Origin of the sequence: Pseudomonas fluorescens (genome assembly GCF_012974785.1) — a bacterium.
In the GTDB taxonomy this organism is placed as follows: Bacteria; Pseudomonadota; Gammaproteobacteria; order Pseudomonadales; family Pseudomonadaceae; genus Aquipseudomonas; species Aquipseudomonas fluorescens_BT.
This window is the reverse complement of sequence record NZ_CP027561.1, coordinates 378,079-399,862: the sequence shown is the minus strand read 5'-3', so window position 1 is coordinate 399,862 and position 21,784 is coordinate 378,079. Positions and strand designations below refer to the sequence as shown.

Here is a 21,784-nt window from a genome sequence, read left to right as displayed (position 1 = left end):
ACGCCTATATCAAGGGCTGTGGCGTGTATGAATTTTTTCGCGAGGTGGGTCTGCGCGAGCAGTGAGCTGTTACAGAAGCGTGGTTTTGCGCCACGCTGGGGCGTTCGGTAACAAGTTGGTGCGCGTTCGGGAACGTCGGGATGAAAAAAACCGCCGCTTTCAACAGCCCTGCCGGGACTGTTCGAAGCGGCGGTTTTTCAAGGGTCGATCAGCGTGCAGTCAGTTCGATCACACAGCAGCCGGCATTCACGGCAACTTCCACCAGACCGATGTTGCCGTCCAGTTGCAGGCAATCATGCCGCCCAAGTTGCGCAGCACTGTCACCGACCTGCACTTGCAGCAACTCGCTGACGCTGAAAACCAGAACGGTGCCGGCGGAGCTGAAAAACCGTTGCTCGCCGTCCAGCCACTGCAAGCGCGCGCTGTAACGCTGCGGCGCATAAATCAAATTGAAGTCGCGGATCGCCCCGCCGAGCAAGGTGCAAGACACCTGGCTTTCACCGCTGAAGGCAAACGGGTCGAGAGGTAACAGCGGTCGGGTGTCGTCACCGTCGACGCACAAGGTCATGCCGTCGCCCTGCAACACCGTGATCACCCGTTGATAACCGGTGAATGTCGAGAAACCGCCGGATTCTGCAATGTCGGCAATCGACAGGCGCCAGCCGAAACCGTCGAGGCCGGCACCGGCGTCACGGGTGATTTCTTCGGTGCTGCCACCGCCGTTTTTCCACGGCATGCGCGGGTAGCCTTCGGCGCGTAAAACCTTCACTTCACTCATTTATGAAAGCGTCCTTCCAGACGATGACGGGAACCGGGATGGATCAGGCGCGCCGCCGTCACCGGCTGACGGCCAGACCAGGTACGGCGACGGATCAGCAGGCACGGCTCGCCCTTTTCAATCTGCAGCAATTTGCATTCGGACGGCTCGGCCAGGATCGCTTCGACCACGTGTTCGCCTTCGGTCAACGGCGCAACCTGGTTCAGATAGGCGTATGGCGTTTGCAGGGTGAAGTCCTGCTTGAGGTATTCCGGGGCGACGAGCGCGTTGACGAAACGGTCTTCGATTTGCACCGGAATGTCGTTTTCGTAATGCACGATCAGCGAGTGGAACACCTTCTGCCCTTCGCGCATGTCCAGCGCCAGGGCGCGCTCGGAACCGGCGGCCTCTTCTTCCAGGGTGATCACCTGGCAGGTGTGGCGATGGCCACGGGAGGCGATTTCGTCGGCGATGTTGTGCACTTCGAACAGCGCGGATTGGCTCTTCGGCTCGGCGACGAAGGTGCCGACGCCCTGCATGCGTACCAAAAGACCGTCGGCGGTCATCTCGCGCAGCGCGCGGTTGATGGTCATGCGGCTGAAGCCCAGCTGGCTGACCAGCTCGCTTTCCGACGGTACGCGGTAATGCGGCGGCCAGTTACCACTGTCGATCTGCTGGGTGATCATCTGTTTGACGCGGGCGTACAAGGGCGCCGGACTGTCGCCCATGTTCGCGGCCAACGGAGAAACTGGAGGCGGAGTCGGCACGATGGATCCCTGTTCATTGGATAAGGTTGCTAGCTTGCCGGAGTTTACCGGGCAGGCAAACGTCTGTATATGTATATACAAATAACACACGATGGGGTGCTGAACCATGTCCGCCTTCTTTGCCGAACGCGCGCTGCTGCCTAACGGATGGGCCAACAATGTACGTCTCGAGGTCAGCGCCGACGGCGTATTGACCCGAATCCAGGCCAACTCCACCGCAGATGGCGCCGAACGGCTGAGCGGTCCGCTGCTGCCGGGCATGCCGAATCTGCACTCCCACGCGTTCCAGCGAGCGATGGCCGGGCTGGCGGAAGTGGCCGGCAACCCCAACGACAGTTTCTGGACCTGGCGCGATCTGATGTACCGGCTCGTCGGAAAAATCAGCCCCGACCAGCTCGGCGTGATCGCCCGTCAGCTGTACATCGAGATGCTCAAGGCCGGCTACACCTCGGTCGCCGAATTCCATTACGTTCACCACGATCACAACGGTCAGCCGTACGCCGATCCGGCCGAGCTGGCGTTGCGCATCAGCCAGGCCGCCAGCTCCGCCGGCATCGGCCTGACGTTGTTGCCGGTGCTCTACAGCCACAGCGGATTTGGCGGCCAGTCGCCGAACGAAGGTCAGCGCCGCTTCATCAACAGCACCGAAAACTACCTGAAGCTGCAATCGCGCCTGCAACCGCTGCTGGCTCAGCAGAAGGCTCAGTCGCTGGGCCTGTGCTTCCACTCGTTGCGCGCAGTCACGCCGCAACAGATCAGCGAAGTGCTGGCGGCCAGCGACACGCAATGCCCGGTGCACATCCACATCGCCGAACAACAGAAGGAAGTCGACGACTGCCTGAGCTGGAGCGGTCGCCGCCCGCTGCAATGGCTGTACGAAAACACCGAAGTCGATCAGCGCTGGTGCCTGGTGCACGCGACCCACGCCAATCCGGAAGAAGTCACGCTGATGGCCAAGAGTCGCGCCATCGCCGGCTTGTGCCTGACCACCGAGGCCAACCTCGGCGACGGGATTTTCCCGGCGGTGGATTTCCTCGCTCAGGGCGGACGCATGGGCATCGGTTCCGACAGCCATGTGTCGCTGAGCGTGGTGGAAGAGTTGCGCTGGCTGGAATACGGCCAGCGTCTGCGCGACCAGCGACGCAATCGCTTGTATGGCGCGGATCAGCCGATGGTTGGCCGCACGTTGTATGACGCCGCACTGGACGGTGGCGCTCAGGCACTGGGCCAGCCGATCGGCGCGCTGGAGGTCGGCAAGCGTGCAGACTGGATTGTGCTCGATGGCAACGATCCGTACCTGGCCACGGCCAGCGGTGACGGGATCCTGAATCGCTGGCTGTTTGCCGGTGGCGACCGTCAGGTGCGCGATGTGCTGGTCAACGGTCAGTGGGTCGTCCGTGATGGCCGGCATGCCGGGGAAGAGGACAGCAATCGCGCCTTCACCCAGGTCTTGCGAGACCTTTTGGGCTGACACAAAAAAACCTGTGGAGGGCAACCTCCACAGGTTTTTTGTTGCGCGTCAGTTGGACGTCTTGGCCATCTGCTGATCCGACGTTCGCCAGATCAACCGCGTGGTGTCGTAACCCTGCTGGCGCGCCTTGCTCAGCAGTTCTTCGCGCACCACACCGTTGACGGTCGGTGTACGCGACAACAGCCACAGGTAGCGGCGGCTCGGATCGCCAACGATGGCGGTCTTGTAGTCGTCGCTGACGTACAGCACCCAGTATTGGCCCTTCGCCGATCCCGGAATCAGTCGCGAAAACCAGGTATCGAACTCGACCCACAATTTGTCGGTCTTGCCCGGCACCTGGGGATAAGCCGTGCCCTTGACCTCTTCCCATTGCCAGTCCTTGGTCAGGCAACGGTTGAACACGCCCAGGTTGCCGTCCGATTCGAGCGTGTAACGGGCTTCGGATTGCGCGCAGTTGCGCTGGAAATACATTGGCAACCGCGCCAGCTCGTACCAGGTGCCCTGGTAACGTTTGAGGTTGACGCTGTTGACTGTCTTGGGCGCCAGCGGATCTTCACCGGTCGTGGCGCAGCCGGCCAGTACCAGGCCGGCGAAAAGGATAAGCAATAACCGCTTCATTGTTTTTCTCCCGTGGGCGCGTAGCCCCGGTTTACTTCAGGCCTTGGCCGGAAAACATCAACACTTTGTCACCGGCGTACTGCACGCTGATAAAGCTGTTCTTGTCGCCCCAGGTGCAACTGGACATGCCGAGCGCACCCGAGCAGTCGGTAGGCTTGCCGAGCAGCGTCTCCACTTCAGCCTTGGCCATGCCGGCCGAGAGCTTCGAGTAGTTTTCCTGATTGACCTTGCTGCATGCGGCCAACAGCACACAAAACGACAGAAGGGCGATAGATCGCAGCGACATGGTGTAACTCCTGGAACGGAAGGGGGATGGCCTGGCGCCAACCAGAAGCTTAGAAGAGAAAACCCCTGTCTGGTTCCCTCGGCGGGCGGCTATTTATTGACCCGCTCGTCCGGCTTTCATCGGTAAATCAGTCACTTTGTAGGGCTATTGAGCATTTCGTCGCCTTTAACAAAAGCGTTCTCATCTTTGTCGCGCGGCGGTCGAAATAAGAGCAGCGCAAAGCCCGAGAGTGTGGCAAATTGCCGCCCTTTCTTGACCAGCCCCTTCGCGGTAGCTTCCTTAATGACCAGAAACATGAAATTCAGCCACAAAATCTTGTTGGCTGCCGCCCTCGTGGTGGCCGTTGCGTTCGCCTGTTTCATTTTGTTCAACGACTATCGCCAGCGCGAAGCCCTGCAAAGCAGCACCGAAGCGTCGATGCAGGAACTGGGCAGCCTGACCACCAGCAACATCCAGACCTGGCTGGAAAGTCGCATTCAGTTGCTGCAATCGATGGCCCAGCAGGTTGTCGCCGACGGCAACGCCCCGGCCAGCCTGAAGCGCATCATTGATCTGCCCGCCTACACCGGCAATTTCCAGCTCAGCTATTTCGGCGGCGCCGACGGCGTGATGTTCTCGGTCCCTGCCGGCAACCGCGCACCGGATTACGATCCCCGCGCCCGTGGCTGGTACAAAGCGGCGAACAGCGCCCAGCAGACCATCGTCACCGAACCGTACATCGCCGCTTCGTCCGGCAAACTGGTGATCACCGTCGCCACCCCGGTGCAGCGTCAGGGCCAGATGATCGGTGTGGCCGGCGCCGACATCGATCTCACCAGCGTCAGCGCGATCATCAACTCGCTGAACTTCGGCGGCCACGGCCACGCGTTCATCGTCAGTGCCGACGGCAAGATCCTGATCCACCCGGACAGCAAGCTGGTGCTCAAGACTCTGGCCGAGGCCTATCCCACCGGTGCGCCGAAAGTCACCCCGGGCCTGAAAGAGGTCGAGTTCGACGGCAAGACCCAACTGATCTCCTTCACTCGCGTCAACGGCGTGCCGTCGGCCGACTGGTACGTGGCGCTGGTGCTGGACAAGGACACCGCGTTCTCAATGCTCAGCGAGTTCCGCACCTCGGCGCTGATCGCCATGGTCATCGCCGTCGTCATCATCATCGCCCTGCTCGGCATGCTCATTCGCGTGCTGATGCAACCGCTGCTGACAATGGGCCGCGCCATGCATGACATCGCCGAAGGCGAAGGCGACCTGACCAAACGGCTGACCATTCATGGCCACGACGAATTCGGCGCGCTGGGGCTGTCGTTCAATCGTTTTGTCGAGCGTATCCATACCTCGATCCGCGAAGTGTCCTCGGCCACCGGGCAGGTCAACGAAGTCGCCCTGCGCGTGGTCGCGGCATCGAACTCGTCGATGTTCAACTCCGACCAGCAAGCCTCGCGCACCAACAGCGTGGCCGCTGCAATCAACCAGCTCGGCGCCGCCGCCCAGGAAATCGCCCAGAACGCCGCGCTCGCCTCGCAACACTCCAGCGACGCGCGCAGCCTGGCAGTCGACGGCCAGCAGGTTGTGGATAAAACCATCCACGCGATGCAGCAACTGTCGGCGAAGATCAGCGACTCCTGCGGCAACATCGAAACCCTGAACAGCAACACCGTGAATATCGGGCAGATTCTGGAAGTGATCACCAGCATCTCCCAGCAGACCAACCTGCTGGCGCTCAACGCAGCCATTGAAGCAGCCCGCGCCGGGGAGGCCGGTCGCGGTTTCGCCGTGGTGGCCGACGAAGTCCGCAACCTGGCACACCGCACCCAGGATTCGGCGCAGCAAGTGCAGAGCATGATCGAAGAGCTGCAGGTTGGCGCGCGTCAGGCGGTCGGCATCATGACCGAGAGCCAGCGCGAGAGCGAAAGCAGCGTCGGCATCGCCAACCAGGCCGGCGAACGCCTGGAAAGCGTGACCCAGCGCATCGGCGAGATCGACGGCATGAACCAGTCGGTGGCAACCGCGACGGAAGAGCAGACGGCGGTGGTTGAATCGATCAACGTTGATATCAATGAGATCAACACGCTGAACCAGGAAGGGGTGGAGAACTTGCAGGCTACTTTGCGGGCTTGTGCGGATCTTGAGCAGCAGGCTGCGCGGTTGAAGCAGTTGGTGGGTAGCTTCAGAATCTGAAGATCAAGAGCTTACCCCCTCATCGGAACGCCGCCCGCCCAACCCTCTCCCCCAAGGGGGCGAGGGGAAAGGGAGCCGATCTCTGTCGCTTTCCAGACCTGAGTTCAACTCGGTATTTCAAGTCAGCGTAACTCGAACATCCAACTCGGTCAGTCCCCTCTCCCTCCGGGAGAGGGTTAGGGTGAGGGCTGGTTTTTGAGATTGCCGAAAATCGCCCTAAAAACGCGAACCCGGCTCTCTCAAAAACGCCAACTCCTCAGCCGTAGACTCCCTCCCCAACACCGCATTGCGATGCGGAAACCGTCCAAACCGCGCAATCACCTTCTGATGCCGCTCGGCATAATCCAGGTTGTCGGCAAACACCCCGCGCTCCGCCTCCGGCTGTTCAGCCACCAGTTCGATGAATCGCGAGACCGCTTCATTCTGCACCGCGAGGTTTTCGCAGTGTTCGAAGACGAGGTAGATGAAAACCCGCTGGATCGGTTTCAACTGCCGATCGAAGTCTGCAGCAATCCCCTGAGCAACCAGCTTCTGCGCTCGCAGATCACCGGAAAAAGCCTTGGGCGTATCGCGAAAAATCATGCGCGGAAGCTGATCGAGTAGCAGCACCACTGCCAGCCAGCCTTCGGGACATTGCGTCCATTCGGTCAATTCGCCAGCGAGGGCCTGATCGACAAAGACCCCGAAACGCTCTCGCGCCTCGAGGTCCTGGCTGTCTTGCTTGCCAAACCAAAACTTGCCCTGTCGCGCCGAAACTTCACTGGCTGATTCGGCATGACCGAACCACCAATCGAGCAACGGCTGCCAGGGCGCGGTCATGGTTTATTCCTTGTGGTAGGCCGTGGCGCGGGCGACTTCTTCTTTCGAGCCGAGGAACACCGCTACGCGCTGGTGCAGGCCTTCAGGCTGGATGTCGAGGATGCGCTGGTGACCGTCGGTGGAAGCGCCGCCCGCCTGTTCCACCAGGAACGACATCGGGTTGGCTTCGTACATCAGGCGCAGTTTGCCTGGCTTGGAAGGCTCGCGGCTGTCGCGCGGGTACATGAACAGACCGCCACGGGTCAGGATGCGGTGCACGTCGGCAACCATAGCCGCGACCCAACGCATGTTGTAGTTCTTTTTCAGCGGGCCTTCTTCACCGGCCAGCAGTTCCGAAACGTAGCGCTGTACCGGGGCTTCCCAGTGACGCTGGTTGGACATGTTGATGGCGAATTCCTGGGTGCTCTCAGGAATGGTGATGTCTTCGTGGGTCAGGACGAAGCTGCCCATTTCGCGATCCAGGGTGAAACCCTTCACGCCGTTGCCCAAGGTCAGGATCAGCATGGTCTGCGGACCGTAGATCGCGTAACCGGCAGCCACCTGCTGGGTGCCTGGCTGCAGGAAGGCCTTTTCGTTCAGGGCTTCGTTCTGGCTCAGGTATTCGTTCGGGCAGCGCAGCACGGAGAAGATGGTGCCGACCGGGGCGTTGATGTCGATGTTCGACGAACCGTCCAGCGGGTCGAATACCAGCAGGTAGGCGCCTTTCGGGTATTTGCCCGGGATCTGGTAGGCGTTGTCCATTTCTTCGGACGCCATGCCGGCCAGGTGACCGCCCCACTCGTTGGCTTCGAGCAGGATTTCGTTCGACAGCACGTCGAGCTTCTTCTGCACTTCGCCTTGCACGTTTTCCGTACCCATGCTGCCCAGAACGCCGCCCAGGGCGCCTTTGGATACGGCGTGGCTGATTTCCTTACAGGCGCGCGCCACCACTTCGATCAGGAAACGCAGATCGGCAGGAGTGTTGTTGCTGCGGGTCTGCTCAATCAAATAGCGACTCAGGGTAACGCGGGACATGGACGGCTCCGGTGGAATGGGGGGCTAAAAACCCGCGCAGTTTACAGGGAGTCTGAAACCGTAGCGAGCAATGACGCCCGGTAACGTGCGTCGGGTGCAATTCCTGCTATCAGACGTGATGAATCCGGGAGAGTTCAGGCACCGGATTCAGCGTAGTTGGAAACCCGACGGGTGTAGAGGCCACACCCGTCATATTCAGGACTTGGCCGGCGGTTTGCGCAGCAGACTGAAGGCCATCGCCGCCAGAAACAGCACACTGAGCAGCAACACCGCCCACAGGCCGAACTTCTTCCAGTTGGTATCGGTGGTCGCCGCTGTGGTGGCCGTCGAAGTCTGGGGCGCGACTGCTTCACCCTGCACCGCGGCCTTGCCCAGCGTGGCCAGTTTCTCCGGTTTGAAGTCGGGGATCAGCGTACTCAGTGGCAGGTTTGCCGTTCTCACCGTCGGATTGCCCAGCGCCAGGCTGTAGGGGCCTTCGCCACGGGCAAGGAAGATGACTTGTGTGGCGCGCACCGCGTATTTCACGCTCGGCGCCTGTTCGCCGAGACCGCCACCGCGTTCGTCGACCGTCAGCTTCAACTGCTGCACGGTCTGCCCGTAGAGCTGCAATTCGTTCTGCACCACGTCCTGGCCGTTCTGGGTCAGTCGGTAGAGCAAGCCGCTGCTCAACGGCTGCCACGGCAGACTGGTTTCCCGGCGTCCCGAGAGCGTCACTGGCGCCAGGCTGTTGGGCTGTTTCAACTCGACCTGGACCCGCTCGACATTCAGCCCCATCGGCAACTGCCAGGTGTATTCCCCGGCCTTGGTGCTGCTGCCGGCCAGCGCCGGCGACCAGACCAGCGGTAACGGCAGGTTTTGCGGGTCACTGCTTTTCAATTGCGCCGACGTCAGATTGGGTGCCGCGTTGGGCGAATCCCACAACAGCCGCAGGTAACGCGCCGATTGCCCCGGCAGCGCGACTTCATGCTGTTCGATGCGCTCATCGGAAAAAGTCAGGCGCGCAACCTGCCCTTCGCCCCAGGCCTGCCAGTGCTGCAAGTCGTCACTGGCCTCGATGCTGAAACGCTGGAAGCCGTCGCGCTCGCTGGTCCAGTCGAGGATCAGTTGCTGCAACGGCGCCTTGATCGCACTGGCATCGAGCAGCCAGCCGCGCAGCACTTCTTCACCGGCTTCGAGCTGACTGGACGGCTGCACCTCCACCAGCGTGCCGGTGGTGGTGGATTGCACGCGAACGCTCGGCGCGCGCTCGGTGGCATCCGCCGAGTTGTACAGCGGGAACCACTTCACCTCATGCAACTGGCCGTCGTCGCGGGTCTGCGCCGACTCCCGGGCCAGCGCATAGGCCTGCGGTTGTCCGGCGGCGTTGAACACCCGCAGATCGCTGAGATCAGTCTGGCGCGCCTGCAACTGCACGCTCAGCGGCAGTTCGAGGCGATACCACGGGCCGGAACCACTGACCGACAACGGCACCTGCGCGGCGAAGTCCGCCGGTTTTTCCTGAGCGCCGGCCGTCATGGCCACGCCCAGCAACAGCCACCCGAGATTAAGCTTGCGACTCAAGACGACACTCCTTCGGTTTCCGGGGCCGGCTTGTCCGCCTCCGGTGCAGCTTCGACGCGTTTGGGCGGCAGCGGCGCAAAGTAGCCCACCACCAGCAGCAACACACCGACGCCGATAAACGAGACGATCCGCGCCAGCCCGCCACGGTTGCTCAATTCGACAAAAATCAGTTTGGCCACCACCAGCGCAATCAGCGCCGCGCCGATCAACCACACTTCGCGGCGATGGCGCAGGTGCCCGCCGATCATCAGGCCGAGCGCCATCAGCGTCCAGACGATGGACAACCCGGCCTGCACCAGCATCGATTCGAGCAACAGGTCCAGCTCGAACGGAATCCCCGCCCAATGGTGCGCGGCGCGGGTCACCAACGCGGTGCAGAACGCGAACAGCGAAACGCCGGCGATCAGTTGCGAGGCGTGAGCGGCGTAGTCCTTGCGGATCGACAGCTCGGTTACCGCGTTGCGCGACCAGGCATAAACGCTGAACAACGCGATCAGCAGGCCCAGCTCCAGCGGGTTGATCAGCGGCACGTAAGGCAGCGGTTCGGCGTTGCCGTCGCTCACCCCGTTCGCCAGCCAGAACCAGACCAGCATCAACACCGCCAGCGGCAACGCCGCGTACAAACGGTACTCACGGGGGAACGCCGCCACCGGCCACGGCCAGGTGCGCGGTGCGGCCATCAGCAACAGATACACGCTCGGCAGAAGCGCCCAGCCCAGCCAGCGCCAGGCATTGTATTGCTCGGACAACAGCAGCAGGCCGTAGCGCAGTTCCAGCGCCAGCACGCCGATCAGCAGCCAGCAACCGAGCACATGCGCCGTGCTCAAGGCCCGCGCCGGCAGCATTGGCACCAGACGCCGCAGGCTGATGAAGTGCACGACGAACACCGCCGTCCAGGCCAGCCAGCCGAAGTTGGCCGCCGGGTGATAACGCGAGTGCCACGCGGCCAGCAACACCAATCCGGCCGCCGGAATCAGTAAAGTGCAGAGCAACCCGAGCGACGGCCATTTCAGACGCAAGGCCAACAGCGTCCACAACGCGACGCTCAGCGCGGCGACCAGCAGCAACAACGTCGCCTGCAGATTCAGCGGCGCAAACCGCAGCACTTCGCTGACCCACGCCAGCGACCACCAACCGGCGCCCCACACCAGCAACACTTCGGACAGCCGCTGCAGACTCAGTACATCGAACGCCGAAGCGTGATTGCCCAGTTGCAGGCGCCACGCCCCGATCATCGCCGCCAGGCCCAGCACCAGCGGCGTCCAGAATCCGCCATGGGACAGCGGTCGCAGACCTTCGCTGGACAGCGGCCCGAGCAACTCGGGGCCGGCCAGCAAAAACGCCGCGCCACCGATCAACTGCAACAACAGACCAAAGACAAAACTCACGCGCTGCCTGAGGTACAGGCTGAGCCAGATGATCAGCAAGCCACTGGCCGCCCACACCGCACTCGCGGTTTGCCACGGCAGTACGAACAACACCGCCAGATTGATCAGCACCAGCCCCGCCAGCAGCACCACCGACAAGCCGCGCAGCAACCGAACATCGCTGCGCACCATCTCGTCACGCGCCGCCAGGAGCATGCCGGCGATCAGCGCCAGACCGATCAGGGAGGCGCTGAGCAGACCGCTCCAGCCGGCGCTGAACACGGCTGCCGAATCCTCGCCCGCCCCTTGCAGGCGCAACAGGAACAGCGCCCCGCCGAGCAGTTGCACGGCAAACGCAGTGAACAGGAAGGTGCGCGATTGCAGGGGCAAGCCGACGAACAAGGTCACCAGCCCGGCCAATGCCCAACTGATCGCCGTGCCCTGAGTGAAGAAGAACAATGGCGCCAGCAGATAGAGAAAGGTCAGACCGAGACTCGCCAACACCGGCAGGCCTTGGCGCTCCCATGGTGAAACCTGTTCCGGCAACGCCTTGCGCAATTGATAGAAGCTGAACAACAACGCCGCGCCGAGCATCAGTGCGCCCAGCGGCGCTCCGTCGAGCAGGCTGCTTTCGCCAATGCGCAACTCGCTGAGAAACGCCAGCGCCGAGCCCAGTTGCAACAGCAATGCGAAGGCCCGGGCCAACGGCCGTTGCTGACGCAAGCCCAGCCAGAAAATCCCCGCCCCCTCCACCGCCCAGGCCGCGGACGTCCAGCGCGCATCCAGGCCCAATGGAATCGCCAGGCTGGCGAAAATCACCCCGAGCGCCAGACAGGTCTCGCCCAGCAGCAGCGCCCGGCCGCCCATCAGCACTTTGGCGAGAGCCATGTAAATCATGCCCAGCGCCAGCGCACTGAACGCGGCGGCAAATTCCAGAGGCTGCACCAGCGCCAATTGCAGGCCGAAACCCACCAGCGGCGGGCCGAACAGCATCGTGCCGTCAACGTAGTCGCCCTTGCGCGCCGACCAGTGCAGCAGCGCTTCGCGATCGCTCTCTGCCGGTGCATCCGGCATGTCCAGCAACTTGCGTCGGGCGAACAGCAGGCCGATGGCGAGGTACATCAGGAAGAACAGAATCAGGAACGGCTCGGTGCTCCACAACAGTTCCGGCGCATACGAACGCACGCCCCAGGCGAAACCGATGCCGAAAGTGCCGGCGAAACCGATCAGGTTGAGCAGACGCCAGGCCTTGAACCACGCAATGGCGAGAATGCCGGCGTTGAGCAACGCGAAATAGCTGAACAGCGCGACATGGTTGCCGCTGCCGGTGGAGGTCAGGATCGGCGCGGCGAAACCGCCCAATGCGGCGACGCAGGCCAGGGCCAGGGAATCCTGGGTGATGGCCAGAATCGCCGAAAACACCGTCACCGCCACCAGCAAACCCAGCGCGGCGGACGGATCCAGCAGCGGGTGCAGGCGCATCGCCGCAAACACCGTCAGGTACAGCACCGCGATCCCGGTGCCTTGCAGCATCAAGGCGTAGCTTGTGTTGCGATGGCGCAACCACCAGCCCAGCGCCAGCAATCCCAGCGCTGCCGCCGCGACCCCGGCGTAACGCAACTCGATCGGCACCACCATGCCTTCGGTGGCGTAACGCAACAGAAAGGCCAGGCCGAAGAACAAAAGCACCACGCCCACCCGCAGCACGGTGTTGCCACCGAACAGCCAGTTTCGCGCCGCGCTGATGCCGCGCTCGATGAAGTTCGGGCCACGGGGTTCGGCGGGCTGTCGGGGTTCCGGGGTTTCAGGGGTAACGGCGTCGAGACGCCAGACATCGGCCGGCAACGGCTGACTGGTTTCGCTGACGACGACTGAGAGAGGTTCGAGTTCGGGCGGCAGCTCCCAGACCAGTTCGGGGGGCGCAGCATCTTCGGCGACCTCGGCGGGCTCGACCAAAGGCTCGGGGACCGGTTCCACGCCTGACGTCGGCACCGCGTGCGAAGGCGATCCCTCCAGCAGATACAGACGCTGCGCAACGCCTTGCAAAGCCACCTTCGTCTGTTCAAGTTGCCGCTGTTGCTCCGCCACCTGCGAGCCAAGCCGCATGATGCGGATCGTCTGCCCGATTGCCAGGCCCAGCAGCGCGCCCAATAGCGAAGAACTGAACGACTCGTCGAGCAGCCAACCGAGCAGCAGCCCGATCAACATGAACATCCATTGCATGGTCGATATCCCTGAGCAGCCCCGGAACGGGGCGGAACCAAGGCTCAGTATATCGGCCCGGCCCAACAAGCGTGGGGCCGGGCGCACATTTGTCGCTAAAAGTTACTCCAGTGCCTTCCAGATATCCGTGGCGTACTCGCGGATCGTCCGGTCCGACGAGAACCAGCCCATCCGCGAGGTGTTCAGCACCGCCGAACGCCACCAGTTGTTGGAATCATGCCAGAGCGCATCCACGCGCATCTGCGCTTCCCAGTACGAGTCAAAGTCGGCGCAGACCAGGAAGCGGTCGTAGTCCACCAGCGAATCGATCAACCCGGTGTAGCGCGACGTGTCGTCCGGCGAGAACACCCCGCTGCGGATCGCCTGCAACACATCGTTCAAACGATGGGACGCCGCGATGTCCGGCACCGCGCTGAACTCGTGGTTCTGCTTGCGCGCTTCGACCTGCTGGGCACTGAGGCCGAAGATGAACATGTGCTCGGCGCCGATGCTTTCGCACATTTCCACGTTGGCACCGTCGAGGGTGCCGATGGTCAGCGCGCCGTTGAGGCCGAACTTCATGTTGCTGGTGCCCGAGGCCTCGAAACCGGCAGTGGAGATCTGCTCCGACAGGTCCGCCGCCGGAATGATGCTTTCCGCCAGACTGACGTTGTAGTTAGGCAGGAACACCACTTTGAGCAGGCCGCGCACGGTCGGGTCGTTGTTCACCACCCGGGCGATGTCGTTGGTCAGTTTGATGATGAGTTTGGCCTGGTGATAACTGGCCGCTGCCTTGCCGGCGAAGATCTTCACCCGCGGCACCCAGTCGGTTTCCGGCTCGGCGCGGATCGCCTGATACAGCGCGACCGTGTGCATCAGGTTGAGCAACTGGCGCTTGTATTCGTGGATCCGTTTGACCTGCACGTCGAACATCGCCGCCGGGTTGACCGCGATCCCCAGCCGCTCGTGAATCAGGTAGGCCAGCGCTTTTTTGCTGTGCAGCCGTTGCTCGGCGAAGGCTTTGCGGAAGGCTGGTTTTTCGGCGAACGGCTCAAGATCGAGCAGACGCTGTTCCGGGTTATCCAGAACGTCCGGGCCGAGGGAGTCGACCAGCATCGACGTCAACTCAGGGTTGGCCTGGTACAGCCAGCGGCGGAACGTGATGCCGTTAGTCTTGTTGTTGATCCGCTCTGGATACAGCTTGTGCAACTCGGCGAACACGGTTTTGCGCATCAACTGCGTGTGCAGCCCGGACACGCCGTTGACGCTGTGGGAGCCGAGGAACGCGAGGTTGCCCATGCGCACCCGGCGGCCGTTGTCTTCCTCGATCAGCGACACCGCGCGCAGCACGTCAAAATCGTGGATACCCTTGGCTCGCAGCGAATCGATGTGCTGGGCGTTGATCAGATAGATGATCTGCATGTGCCGCGGCAGCATGCGCTCCATCAGCCCCACCGGCCAGGTTTCCAGCGCTTCGGGCAGCAGCGTGTGGTTGGTGTACGACAGCGTATCGACGGTGACTTGCCACGCCGCGTCCCAAGCCACGTCATAGACATCGACCAGTTGGCGCATCAGTTCGGCGACGGCAATCGAGGGGTGCGTGTCGTTGAGCTGGATCGCCGCGTGATCGCCGAGGGTCAGCACCGAGGTGTGCATGTTGCGGTGACGGCGCAGCAAGTCCTGAAGCGAGGCGGCGACGAAGAAGTATTCCTGACGCAGACGCAGTTCCTGCCCGGCTTCGGTGCTGTCCGCCGGGTAGAGCACGCGGGAAATACTCTCGGCCCGGGCCACTTCGGCGACGGCGCCCAGGTGGTCACCGGCGTTGAAGCGCTCCAGGTGCAAGTCTTCCATCGCTCGGGCCCGCCACAGGCGCAAGGTGTTGACGCTCGCCCCGCGCCAGCCGACCACCGGTGTGTCGTAGGCAATGGCCCGGACGGTTTCCGCCGGTTGCCAGACTTGCCGTGACTTGCCGCTGGCGTCGGTGACGGTTTCGACACTGCCGCCAAAGCCGATCGGATAGACCACCTCTGGCCGCTCGAACTCCCAGGGGTTGCCGAAATCCAGCCAGTGCTCGGTCTGTTCCTGCTGCCAGCCATCGACGATGGCCTGACGAAACAGCCCGTGCTCATAACGAATGCCGTAGCCGTGACCAGCGATACCGAGGGTCGACATGCTTTCCATGAAGCACGCCGCCAGCCGCCCAAGGCCACCGTTGCCCAGCGCCGCATCCGGCTCCAGGATGCGGATGCGCTCCAGATCGACGCCCAACTCGGTCAGTGCTTCACGAGCAACATCCAGCAGGCCGAGGTTGCTCAGGCTGTCGTAGAGCAAGCGGCCGATGAGAAATTCCAGCGAGAGGTAATACACCCGCTTCTGACCTTTGCGGTAGATCTGCCGGGTGTGGTCCATCCAGTGCTCGACCATGTGATCGCGCGCCGCCAGGGCGATGGCTTCGAACCAGTCATGGTCAAAGGCGTGATCCGGGTCTTTGCCCACCGCGTAGGTGAGTTTGGTCAGGACGGCGTCGCGGAATGCGGCCACCTCTGCTTCGCGAACTAGTGGTTCTTGAGTCATCGATAGGACCTCGAGCGAGCGGGGGAGTTGTCAGAGCCTAGACGGTCTGACCGACGGTAAGGGCTCTGGTTCGGCAGTTTTTACCGAGAGTGTGAGATCGACCGGCAATACTCTGGCGAATGCCTCAATGAATGCAGGGGCCGTGCCGAGTTGTCGGACGATGCGGGTGCATGAAGAAAAAATCTGGCGAAAGGTTGTTCAAAAATCCACCCGTCCCGGTATGATCGCGCGCCCTGATGCACACGCCTGGTAAACCCCGATGATGAAGCCCAACCTGATCGCCGCAGCCGAGATCGACCGTCTCGATACCTGGGCCAAATATTCAGCCCCGATGTGCGGCTCGTGCGTTTCCAGCTGCTGCACGCTGCCGGTCGAGGTCAAGATCAAGGACCTGGTACGCATCGGCGTGGTCGACGAGTTCGAACTGGGCGACCCGCCGAAGAACATCGCCAAGCGTCTACAAAAGGAAGGGCTGGTGGAGCGCTTCAACCAGAAGTCGGGGATCTTCACCCTGCAGCGCATGAGCAACAACGATTGCTACTACCTGGATCGCAAGAGCCGCCTGTGCACCATTTATGACAAGCGCCCGGACACTTGCCGCAACCACCCGAAGATCGGCCCGCGGCCGGGGTATTGCGCGTACAAGCCGAAGGAAGTGGAGCGGGTGCAGAATTCGCGGTCGATCGAGAAGTTCTGATCTGCCCTGAGATGTTCGGCGGCTGATCGGCCGCCTTCGCTGGCAAGCCAGCTCCCACAGTGATTTTTGCTGTACACAAACTTTTGGTACGACTGAAAACACTGTGGGAGCGGGCTTGCCCGCGATAGCGCCGGAACAGACACCGCGCAAATCCCGGACAAACAAAAACGCCCCCGGTCTCTCGACCGGGGGCGTTTTTTTCAAGCCTGGCTAAATCTTACGCCTTGGCTTTCTTGGCAGCGCGGGTACGCTCGCTTTCGTCCAGGATCTTCTTGCGAAGACGGATGGACTTAGGAGTGACTTCGCACAGCTCGTCTTCCTGGATGTATTCCAGAGCCTGTTCCAGGGTGAAGCGAACAGGTGGAACCAGAGCGATGGTTTCGTCTTTACCCGAAGCACGCATGTTGTCGAGCTTCTTGCCTTTGGTCGGGTTTACACCCAGGTCGTTGTCGCGGGAGTTCTGACCAACGATCTGACCGTTGTAGATCTCCTGGCCGTGTTCTACGAACAGCTTGCCACGAGCCTGCAGGGTTTCCAGGGAGTAGGTCAGCGCCTTGCCGGTTTCAACCGAAACCAGAACGCCGTTCTGACGGCCGGACATGTGGCCCGACTTCACTGGAGCGTAACGGTCGAAGATCGAGGTCAGGATGCCAGCACCGTTGGTCAGGGTCAGGAACTGGTTACGGAAACCGATCAGACCGCGAGCAGGGATGTTGTATTCCAGACGAACACGGCCTTTGCCATCCGGCACCATGTTGCTCAGGTCGCCTTTACGCAGACCCATTTCTTCCATGACCTTGCCCTGGGATTCTTCAGGGATGTCGATGGTGACGTTTTCGAACGGTTCCTGCTTCACGCCGTCAACTTCACGGATGATCACTTCAGGACGGCCCAGGGCCAGCTCGAAGCCTTCGCGACGCATGGTTTCGATCAGTACCGAGAGGTGCAGCTCACCACGGCCGGAAACCTTGAACTTGTCAGCCGAGTCGCCTTCTTCAACGCGCAGTGCAACGTTGTACAGCAGCTCTTTGTCCAGACGATCCTTGATGTTACGGGAAGTCACGAACTTGCCTTCTTTACCGCAGAATGGCGAGTCGTTTACCTGGAAGGTCATGGAAACGGTTGGCTCGTCAACGGTCAGAGGCTTCATCGCCTCGACGGTGTTGATGTCGCACAGGGTGTCGGAGATGAACAGCTCGTCGAAACCGCTGATGCAGACGATGTCGCCAGCTGCAGCTTCTTCAACGTCAACGCGGTGCAGACCGTGGTGACCCATCAGCTTCAGGATACGACCGTTGCGGCGCTTGCCATCGGCGCTGATAGCGACAACCGGAGTGTTCGGCTTGACGCGACCACGAGCGATACGGCCAACACCGATAACACCCAGGAAGCTGTTGTAGTCCAGAGCGGAGACCTGCATCTGGAACGGACCGTCACGGTCAACAGCCGGAGGCGGAACGTGGTCGACTACCGCCTGGTACAGCGCGGTCATGTCTTCGCCCATGGCGGTGTGGTCCAGACCGGCGATGCCGTTCAGGGCCGAAGCGTAAACAACCTGGAAGTCCAGTTGTTCTTCGGTAGCGCCCAGGTTGTCGAACAGATCGAAGATCTGGTCCAGAACCCAGTCAGGACGCGCGCCCGGACGGTCAACCTTGTTGATGACCACGATTGGACGCAGGCCGGCTTCGAAAGCCTTCTTGGTCACGAAACGGGTTTGCGGCATAGGGCCGTCTTGAGCGTCGACCAGCAGCAGCACGGAGTCAACCATGGACATTACGCGCTCGACTTCGCCGCCGAAGTCGGCGTGGCCCGGGGTGTCCACGATGTTGATGTGGTAGCCGTTCCAGTTGATGGCGGTGTTTTTCGCCAGAATGGTAATGCCGCGCTCTTTTTCCTGGTCGTTGGAGTCCATCACGCGCTCGTCGTTGAGCTCGTTGCGCTCCAGGGTGCCGGATTGACGCAGGAGTTTGTCTACCAGGGTGGTCTTACCATGGTCAACGTGGGCAATGATGGCGATGTTGCGTAGATTTTCGATCACTTGTGTATCTCGATCAGAGGATTCGGTTTGCTGACAAGTCTTGGCAGCGATTAGCAGTAGTGTCCGGCATGGCCGTTACAGCTTGACGGCGGTGTCGGGGGGCCGGTGACGCAGGCCACAGGCAAACAGCCCCGGGCACTTAGCTCGGTCGATAAACGCGCACATTGGCATGCCCCTCACTGAGCAAATGGTGAGCATGCAGGCGACTCATCACGCCTTTGTCGCAATACAGCAGGTACTGGCGAGTAGGGTCCAGTTCCTTGAAACGTGCGTTCACTGCATAGAACGGCATCGTCTGTACTTCTATGCCCTCGAGCTCCAGCGGCTCATCCTCGGCGGCATCCGGGTGACGGATGTCGATGACGATCTGGCCGGCCAGTGCCTCGCTGACTTCTTCGATTTGCAAATCCTGGCCCAATTCGTCGATCACCCGATCAATCGGCACCAGTCTGGCGTTTGCGAGCGCACGCTCGAGCACCGCCATGTCGAATTCCTGCTCTTCGTGCTCAACGCGACCACGCTTGGCGGCTGTCTTCGGATTGACCGAAATGACCCCGCAGTACTCCGGCATGTGCCGGGCGAAATCGGCGGTGCCGATCTCGTTGGCCGTGTCGATGATATCTTGCTTGTGGGCGACGATCAGTGGACGCAGGACCAGCTTATCGGTCACGCAGTCAATCACCGACAGGTTCGGCAGCGTCTGGCTCGACACCTGGGAGATCGCCTCGCCGGTGACCAGCGCATCAATATGCAGGCGCTCGGCGATGGCCGAGGAGGCGCGCAACATCATACGCTTCAATACGACGCCCATATGACTGTTATCGACCTTGCCGAGAATTTCGCCCAGCACTTCTTCGAACGGAACACTGACAAATAGCACGCGTTGCGAGCTGCCGTACTTCTTCCAGATGAAATGCGCGACTTCCATTACGCCCAATTCGTGGGCACGACCGCCCAGATTGAAGAAGCAGAAGTGCGCCATCAGACCGCGACGCATGATCTGGTAGGCCGCAACCGTCGAGTCGAAGCCGCCGGACATCAATACCAGCGTCTGCTCCAGCGCACCGAGCGGGTAGCCGCCGATGCCATTGTGCTGGCTGTGGATGACAAACAACCGTTTGTCGCGAACCTCGATGCGGACTTCGATTTCCGGCGCTTTCAGGTCGATACCGGCGGCACCGCACTCACGGCGCAGCTTGCTGCCGACGTATTTTTCGACGTCCATCGAGCTGAAGGCATGCTTGCCCGCACGCTTGCAGCGCACCGAGAAAATCTTCCCGGCCAGTGCATCGCCATAGTGCTGTTTGCACTTCTCGGTGATGTCGTCGAAGTCACCCAGCGGGTACTCGTCGATCTGCAGAAAGTGCGCGATGCCCGGCATGCAGGTCAGGCGTTCGCCCATCTCTTTCAGGGCCTTGGGATCGGTCACGCGGGTTTCCAGCTCGAGATTGTCCCACACACCGTTCACCACCACGGCCGGGTCCAGGTCGCGGAGCACGGTGCGGATGTTCTTGGCCAGCTGGCGGATGAATTTCGTCCGGACAGGTCGGCTTTTGATGGTGATCTCGGGGAAGACTTTTACGATTAGTTTCATGAAAACAGCGCGCGCTGGGCCAGCCGAAAAAGGGGGGCGCGGATTATAGCGGAAATTGCTCAAGGTTTAACCAGTTAATGTGCAGAAGGTTTTGCATGCACCAAAACGGGTCATTTTCGACTTATAGCGCTACATTAGAGGGCGAGATTTTCTCTCTTTCTGCGCTTTGCACCTTTATAAGCGTGAATTTGGGGCAAAAAACCCATGCTGGGGCACTGGCATGCAATTTGCTCCCTTGTGAGGCAGGTTGCCTTGGCAGAGTATTCGCGCCGGCATCACCAACATTTAAGGGCATCCACTACCAGCCCTAAGCCACCCGGAGGACACTATGTCGAAGTCGGTTCAACTCATCAAAGATCATGACGTCAAGTGGATTGATCTGCGCTTCACGGACACCAAAGGCACTCAGCACCACGTGACCATGCCGGCTCGCGATGCGCTGGAAGACGACTTCTTCGAAGTTGGCAAGATGTTCGACGGTTCCTCCATCGCTGGCTGGAAAGGCATCGAAGCCTCCGACATGATCCTGCTGCCGGACGACGAAACTGCCGTTCTGGACCCGTTCACCGAAGAGCCGACCCTGATCCTGGTTTGCGACATCATCGAACCTTCGACCATGCAAGGTTACGATCGCGACCCGCGCGCCATTGCCCACCGCGCCGAGGAATACCTGAAGACCACCGGTATCGGTGACACCGTATTCGCCGGTCCAGAGCCTGAGTTCTTCATCTTCGACGAAGTGAAGTTCAAGTCCGACATCTCCGGCTCGATGTTCAAGATCTACTCCGAGCAAGGCTCGTGGATGTCCGATCAGGACGTGGAAGGCGGCAACAAGGGCCACCGTCCAGGTATCAAGGGCGGCTACTTCCCGGTTCCGCCGTTCGACCACGACCACGAAATCCGTACCGCCATGTGCAACGCACTGGAAGAGATGGGTCAGACCGTTGAAGTTCACCACCACGAAGTGGCGACTGCCGGTCAGAACGAAATTGGTGTCAAGTTCAACACCCTGGTGAAGAAAGCTGACGAAGTTCAGACTCTGAAATACGTTGTACACAACGTTGCTGACGCTTACGGCCGCACCGCGACCTTCATGCCGAAGCCACTGTACGGCGACAACGGCTCGGGCATGCACGTCCACATGTCCATCGCCAAAGACGGCAAGAACACCTTCGCTGGCGAAGGCTATGCCGGCCTGTCCGAAACCGCCCTGTACTTCATCGGCGGTATCATCAAGCACGGTAAGGCCCTGAACGGCTTCACCAACCCGGCCACCAACTCCTACAAGCGTCTGGTGCCAGGTTTCGAAGCTCCGGTGATGCTGGCCTACTCGGCTCGCAACCGTTCCGCCTCGATCCGTATTCCTTACGTCAACAGCCCACGCGGCCGTCGTATCGAAGCACGTTTCCCGGATCCGGCTGCCAACCCGTACCTGGCTTTCGCAGCACTGCTGATGGCCGGCCTGGACGGTATCCAGAACAAGATCCACCCAGGCGATGCTGCTGACAAAAACCTGTACGACCTGCCGCCTGAAGAGGCGAAAGAGATCCCGCAAGTTTGCGGCAGCCTGAAAGAAGCCCTGGAAGAGCTGGACAAGGGCCGTGCGTTCCTGACCAAGGGCGGCGTATTCTCCGACGACTTCATCGATGCCTACATCGCGCTGAAATCCGAAGAAGAAATCAAGGTCCGCACCTTCGTACACCCACTGGAATATGAGCTGTACTACAGCTGCTGATCCGGTAGCGCTGCGCTACGCGGCATGACAAAAGAGAGGCCTCCTTCGGGAGGCCTTTTTTTTGAGGTTATTTCCGACAACATCAATCCAGAAATCCGAAAGCAACTGAC

The 21,784-nt window shown here is 61.1% G+C and carries 16 protein-coding genes and 1 pseudogene; 5 read left to right on the top strand and 12 right to left on the bottom strand.

Annotation, left to right across the window (positions count from 1 at the left end; translation table 11 throughout):
- Positions 1-208: 208 nt before the first annotated feature.
- Entirely contained in the window at positions 209-778 is a 570-nt protein-coding gene (locus C6Y56_RS01770) for a HutD/Ves family protein (protein WP_169428472.1), read from the bottom strand.
- Entirely contained in the window at positions 775-1,485 is a 711-nt protein-coding gene (gene hutC, locus C6Y56_RS01765) for a histidine utilization repressor (RefSeq protein ID WP_162803449.1), read from the bottom strand. The genes C6Y56_RS01770 and hutC overlap by 4 nt, the downstream gene beginning before the upstream one ends.
- 145 nt (positions 1,486-1,630) lie before the next feature.
- Here hutC and C6Y56_RS01760 point away from each other — a divergent pair, with 145 nt between their 5' ends.
- A complete protein-coding gene (locus C6Y56_RS01760; RefSeq protein ID WP_169428471.1) occupies positions 1,631-2,995 on the top strand; it encodes a formimidoylglutamate deiminase in 1,365 nt (454 codons plus the stop codon).
- A 48-nt stretch (positions 2,996-3,043) separates the two neighbouring features.
- Here C6Y56_RS01760 and C6Y56_RS01755 read toward each other — a convergent pair whose 3' ends face one another.
- The 3 genes from C6Y56_RS01755 to C6Y56_RS01745 all read right to left on the bottom strand — a co-directional run bounded on the left by C6Y56_RS01755 (position 3,044) and on the right by C6Y56_RS01745 (position 4,195).
- Positions 3,044-3,613, bottom strand: coding sequence for a lipocalin family protein (locus C6Y56_RS01755; protein ID WP_169428470.1), 570 nt, complete (start codon positions 3,611-3,613; stop codon positions 3,044-3,046).
- A gap of 31 nt (positions 3,614-3,644) precedes the next feature.
- Complete coding sequence (locus tag C6Y56_RS01750; protein WP_007952486.1) at positions 3,645-3,899, bottom strand: hypothetical protein; 255 nt, start codon at positions 3,897-3,899, stop codon at positions 3,645-3,647.
- Positions 3,900-4,030: 131 nt separating this feature from the next.
- Complete coding sequence (locus C6Y56_RS01745; RefSeq protein ID WP_169428469.1) at positions 4,031-4,195, bottom strand: hypothetical protein; 165 nt, start codon at positions 4,193-4,195, stop codon at positions 4,031-4,033.
- Between C6Y56_RS01745 and C6Y56_RS29475 the strand changes: the two are divergent.
- Positions 4,182-5,168: pseudogene (locus C6Y56_RS29475) on the top strand (cache domain-containing protein); the annotation flags it as partial. The gene C6Y56_RS01745 and the pseudogene C6Y56_RS29475 overlap by 14 nt on opposite strands.
- A 141-nt stretch (positions 5,169-5,309) precedes the next feature.
- A complete protein-coding gene (locus tag C6Y56_RS29470) occupies positions 5,310-6,074 on the top strand; it encodes a methyl-accepting chemotaxis protein (RefSeq protein ID WP_371320915.1) in 765 nt (254 codons plus the stop codon).
- A gap of 216 nt (positions 6,075-6,290) precedes the next feature.
- Here C6Y56_RS29470 and C6Y56_RS01735 read toward each other — a convergent pair whose 3' ends face one another.
- From C6Y56_RS01735 to C6Y56_RS01715, 5 genes are all read right to left on the bottom strand, one after another.
- Positions 6,291-6,893 (bottom strand): DUF924 family protein, encoded by a 603-nt coding sequence (locus C6Y56_RS01735; RefSeq protein WP_169428467.1) that lies wholly within the window; start codon positions 6,891-6,893, stop codon positions 6,291-6,293.
- A gap of 3 nt (positions 6,894-6,896) precedes the next feature.
- Complete coding sequence (locus tag C6Y56_RS01730) at positions 6,897-7,907, bottom strand: class 1 fructose-bisphosphatase (RefSeq protein ID WP_065261556.1); 1,011 nt, start codon at positions 7,905-7,907, stop codon at positions 6,897-6,899.
- A gap of 195 nt (positions 7,908-8,102) precedes the next feature.
- Positions 8,103-9,467, bottom strand: a complete 1,365-nt coding sequence (locus tag C6Y56_RS01725) for a DUF3999 domain-containing protein (RefSeq protein ID WP_169428466.1) — start codon at positions 9,465-9,467, stop codon at positions 8,103-8,105.
- A complete protein-coding gene (locus C6Y56_RS01720; protein WP_169428465.1) occupies positions 9,464-13,057 on the bottom strand; it encodes a DUF2339 domain-containing protein in 3,594 nt (1,197 codons plus the stop codon). Before C6Y56_RS01720 ends, C6Y56_RS01725 begins: the two co-directional genes overlap by 4 nt.
- Positions 13,058-13,159: 102 nt before the next feature.
- Entirely contained in the window at positions 13,160-15,610 is a 2,451-nt protein-coding gene (locus C6Y56_RS01715) for a glycogen/starch/alpha-glucan phosphorylase (protein ID WP_169428464.1), read from the bottom strand.
- 259 nt (positions 15,611-15,869) lie between these two features.
- Between C6Y56_RS01715 and C6Y56_RS01710 the strand changes: the two genes are divergently transcribed.
- The gene (locus tag C6Y56_RS01710; protein WP_007961740.1) at positions 15,870-16,307 is read left to right on the top strand and encodes a YkgJ family cysteine cluster protein; all 438 of its coding nucleotides are present in this window, start codon (positions 15,870-15,872) and stop codon (positions 16,305-16,307) included.
- A gap of 217 nt (positions 16,308-16,524) precedes the next feature.
- Here C6Y56_RS01710 and typA read toward each other — a convergent pair whose 3' ends face one another.
- Positions 16,525-18,345, bottom strand: coding sequence for a translational GTPase TypA (gene typA / locus C6Y56_RS01705; RefSeq protein WP_169428463.1), 1,821 nt, complete (start codon positions 18,343-18,345; stop codon positions 16,525-16,527).
- Positions 18,346-18,484: 139 nt separating this feature from the next.
- Entirely contained in the window at positions 18,485-19,939 is a 1,455-nt protein-coding gene (thiI, locus tag C6Y56_RS01700; RefSeq protein ID WP_085712783.1) for a tRNA uracil 4-sulfurtransferase ThiI, read from the bottom strand.
- Between the two features lie 328 nt (positions 19,940-20,267).
- Here thiI and glnA point away from each other — a divergent pair, with 328 nt between their 5' ends.
- A complete protein-coding gene (gene glnA, locus C6Y56_RS01695; RefSeq protein WP_169428462.1) occupies positions 20,268-21,674 on the top strand; it encodes a glutamate--ammonia ligase in 1,407 nt (468 codons plus the stop codon).
- Positions 21,675-21,784 lie beyond the last annotated feature (110 nt).

Coding starts and splice junctions, on each gene's coding strand:
- C6Y56_RS01770 (WP_169428472.1), bottom strand. CDS start 778: ATGAGTGAAGTGAAGGTTTTACGCGCCGAAGGCTACCCGCGCATGCCG.
- hutC (WP_162803449.1), bottom strand. CDS start 1,485: ATGGGCGACAGTCCGGCGCCCTTGTACGCCCGCGTCAAACAGATGATC.
- C6Y56_RS01760 (WP_169428471.1), top strand. CDS start 1,631: ATGTCCGCCTTCTTTGCCGAACGCGCGCTGCTGCCTAACGGATGGGCC.
- C6Y56_RS01755 (WP_169428470.1), bottom strand. CDS start 3,613: ATGAAGCGGTTATTGCTTATCCTTTTCGCCGGCCTGGTACTGGCCGGC.
- C6Y56_RS01750 (WP_007952486.1), bottom strand. CDS start 3,899: ATGTCGCTGCGATCTATCGCCCTTCTGTCGTTTTGTGTGCTGTTGGCC.
- C6Y56_RS01745 (WP_169428469.1), bottom strand. CDS start 4,195: ATGTTTCTGGTCATTAAGGAAGCTACCGCGAAGGGGCTGGTCAAGAAA.
- C6Y56_RS29470 (WP_371320915.1), top strand. CDS start 5,310: ATGTTCAACTCCGACCAGCAAGCCTCGCGCACCAACAGCGTGGCCGCT.
- C6Y56_RS01735 (WP_169428467.1), bottom strand. CDS start 6,893: ATGACCGCGCCCTGGCAGCCGTTGCTCGATTGGTGGTTCGGTCATGCC.
- C6Y56_RS01730 (WP_065261556.1), bottom strand. CDS start 7,907: ATGTCCCGCGTTACCCTGAGTCGCTATTTGATTGAGCAGACCCGCAGC.
- C6Y56_RS01720 (WP_169428465.1), bottom strand. CDS start 13,057: ATGCAATGGATGTTCATGTTGATCGGGCTGCTGCTCGGTTGGCTGCTC.
- C6Y56_RS01715 (WP_169428464.1), bottom strand. CDS start 15,610: ATGACTCAAGAACCACTAGTTCGCGAAGCAGAGGTGGCCGCATTCCGC.
- C6Y56_RS01710 (WP_007961740.1), top strand. CDS start 15,870: ATGATGAAGCCCAACCTGATCGCCGCAGCCGAGATCGACCGTCTCGAT.
- thiI (WP_085712783.1), bottom strand. CDS start 19,939: ATGAAACTAATCGTAAAAGTCTTCCCCGAGATCACCATCAAAAGCCGA.
- glnA (WP_169428462.1), top strand. CDS start 20,268: ATGTCGAAGTCGGTTCAACTCATCAAAGATCATGACGTCAAGTGGATT.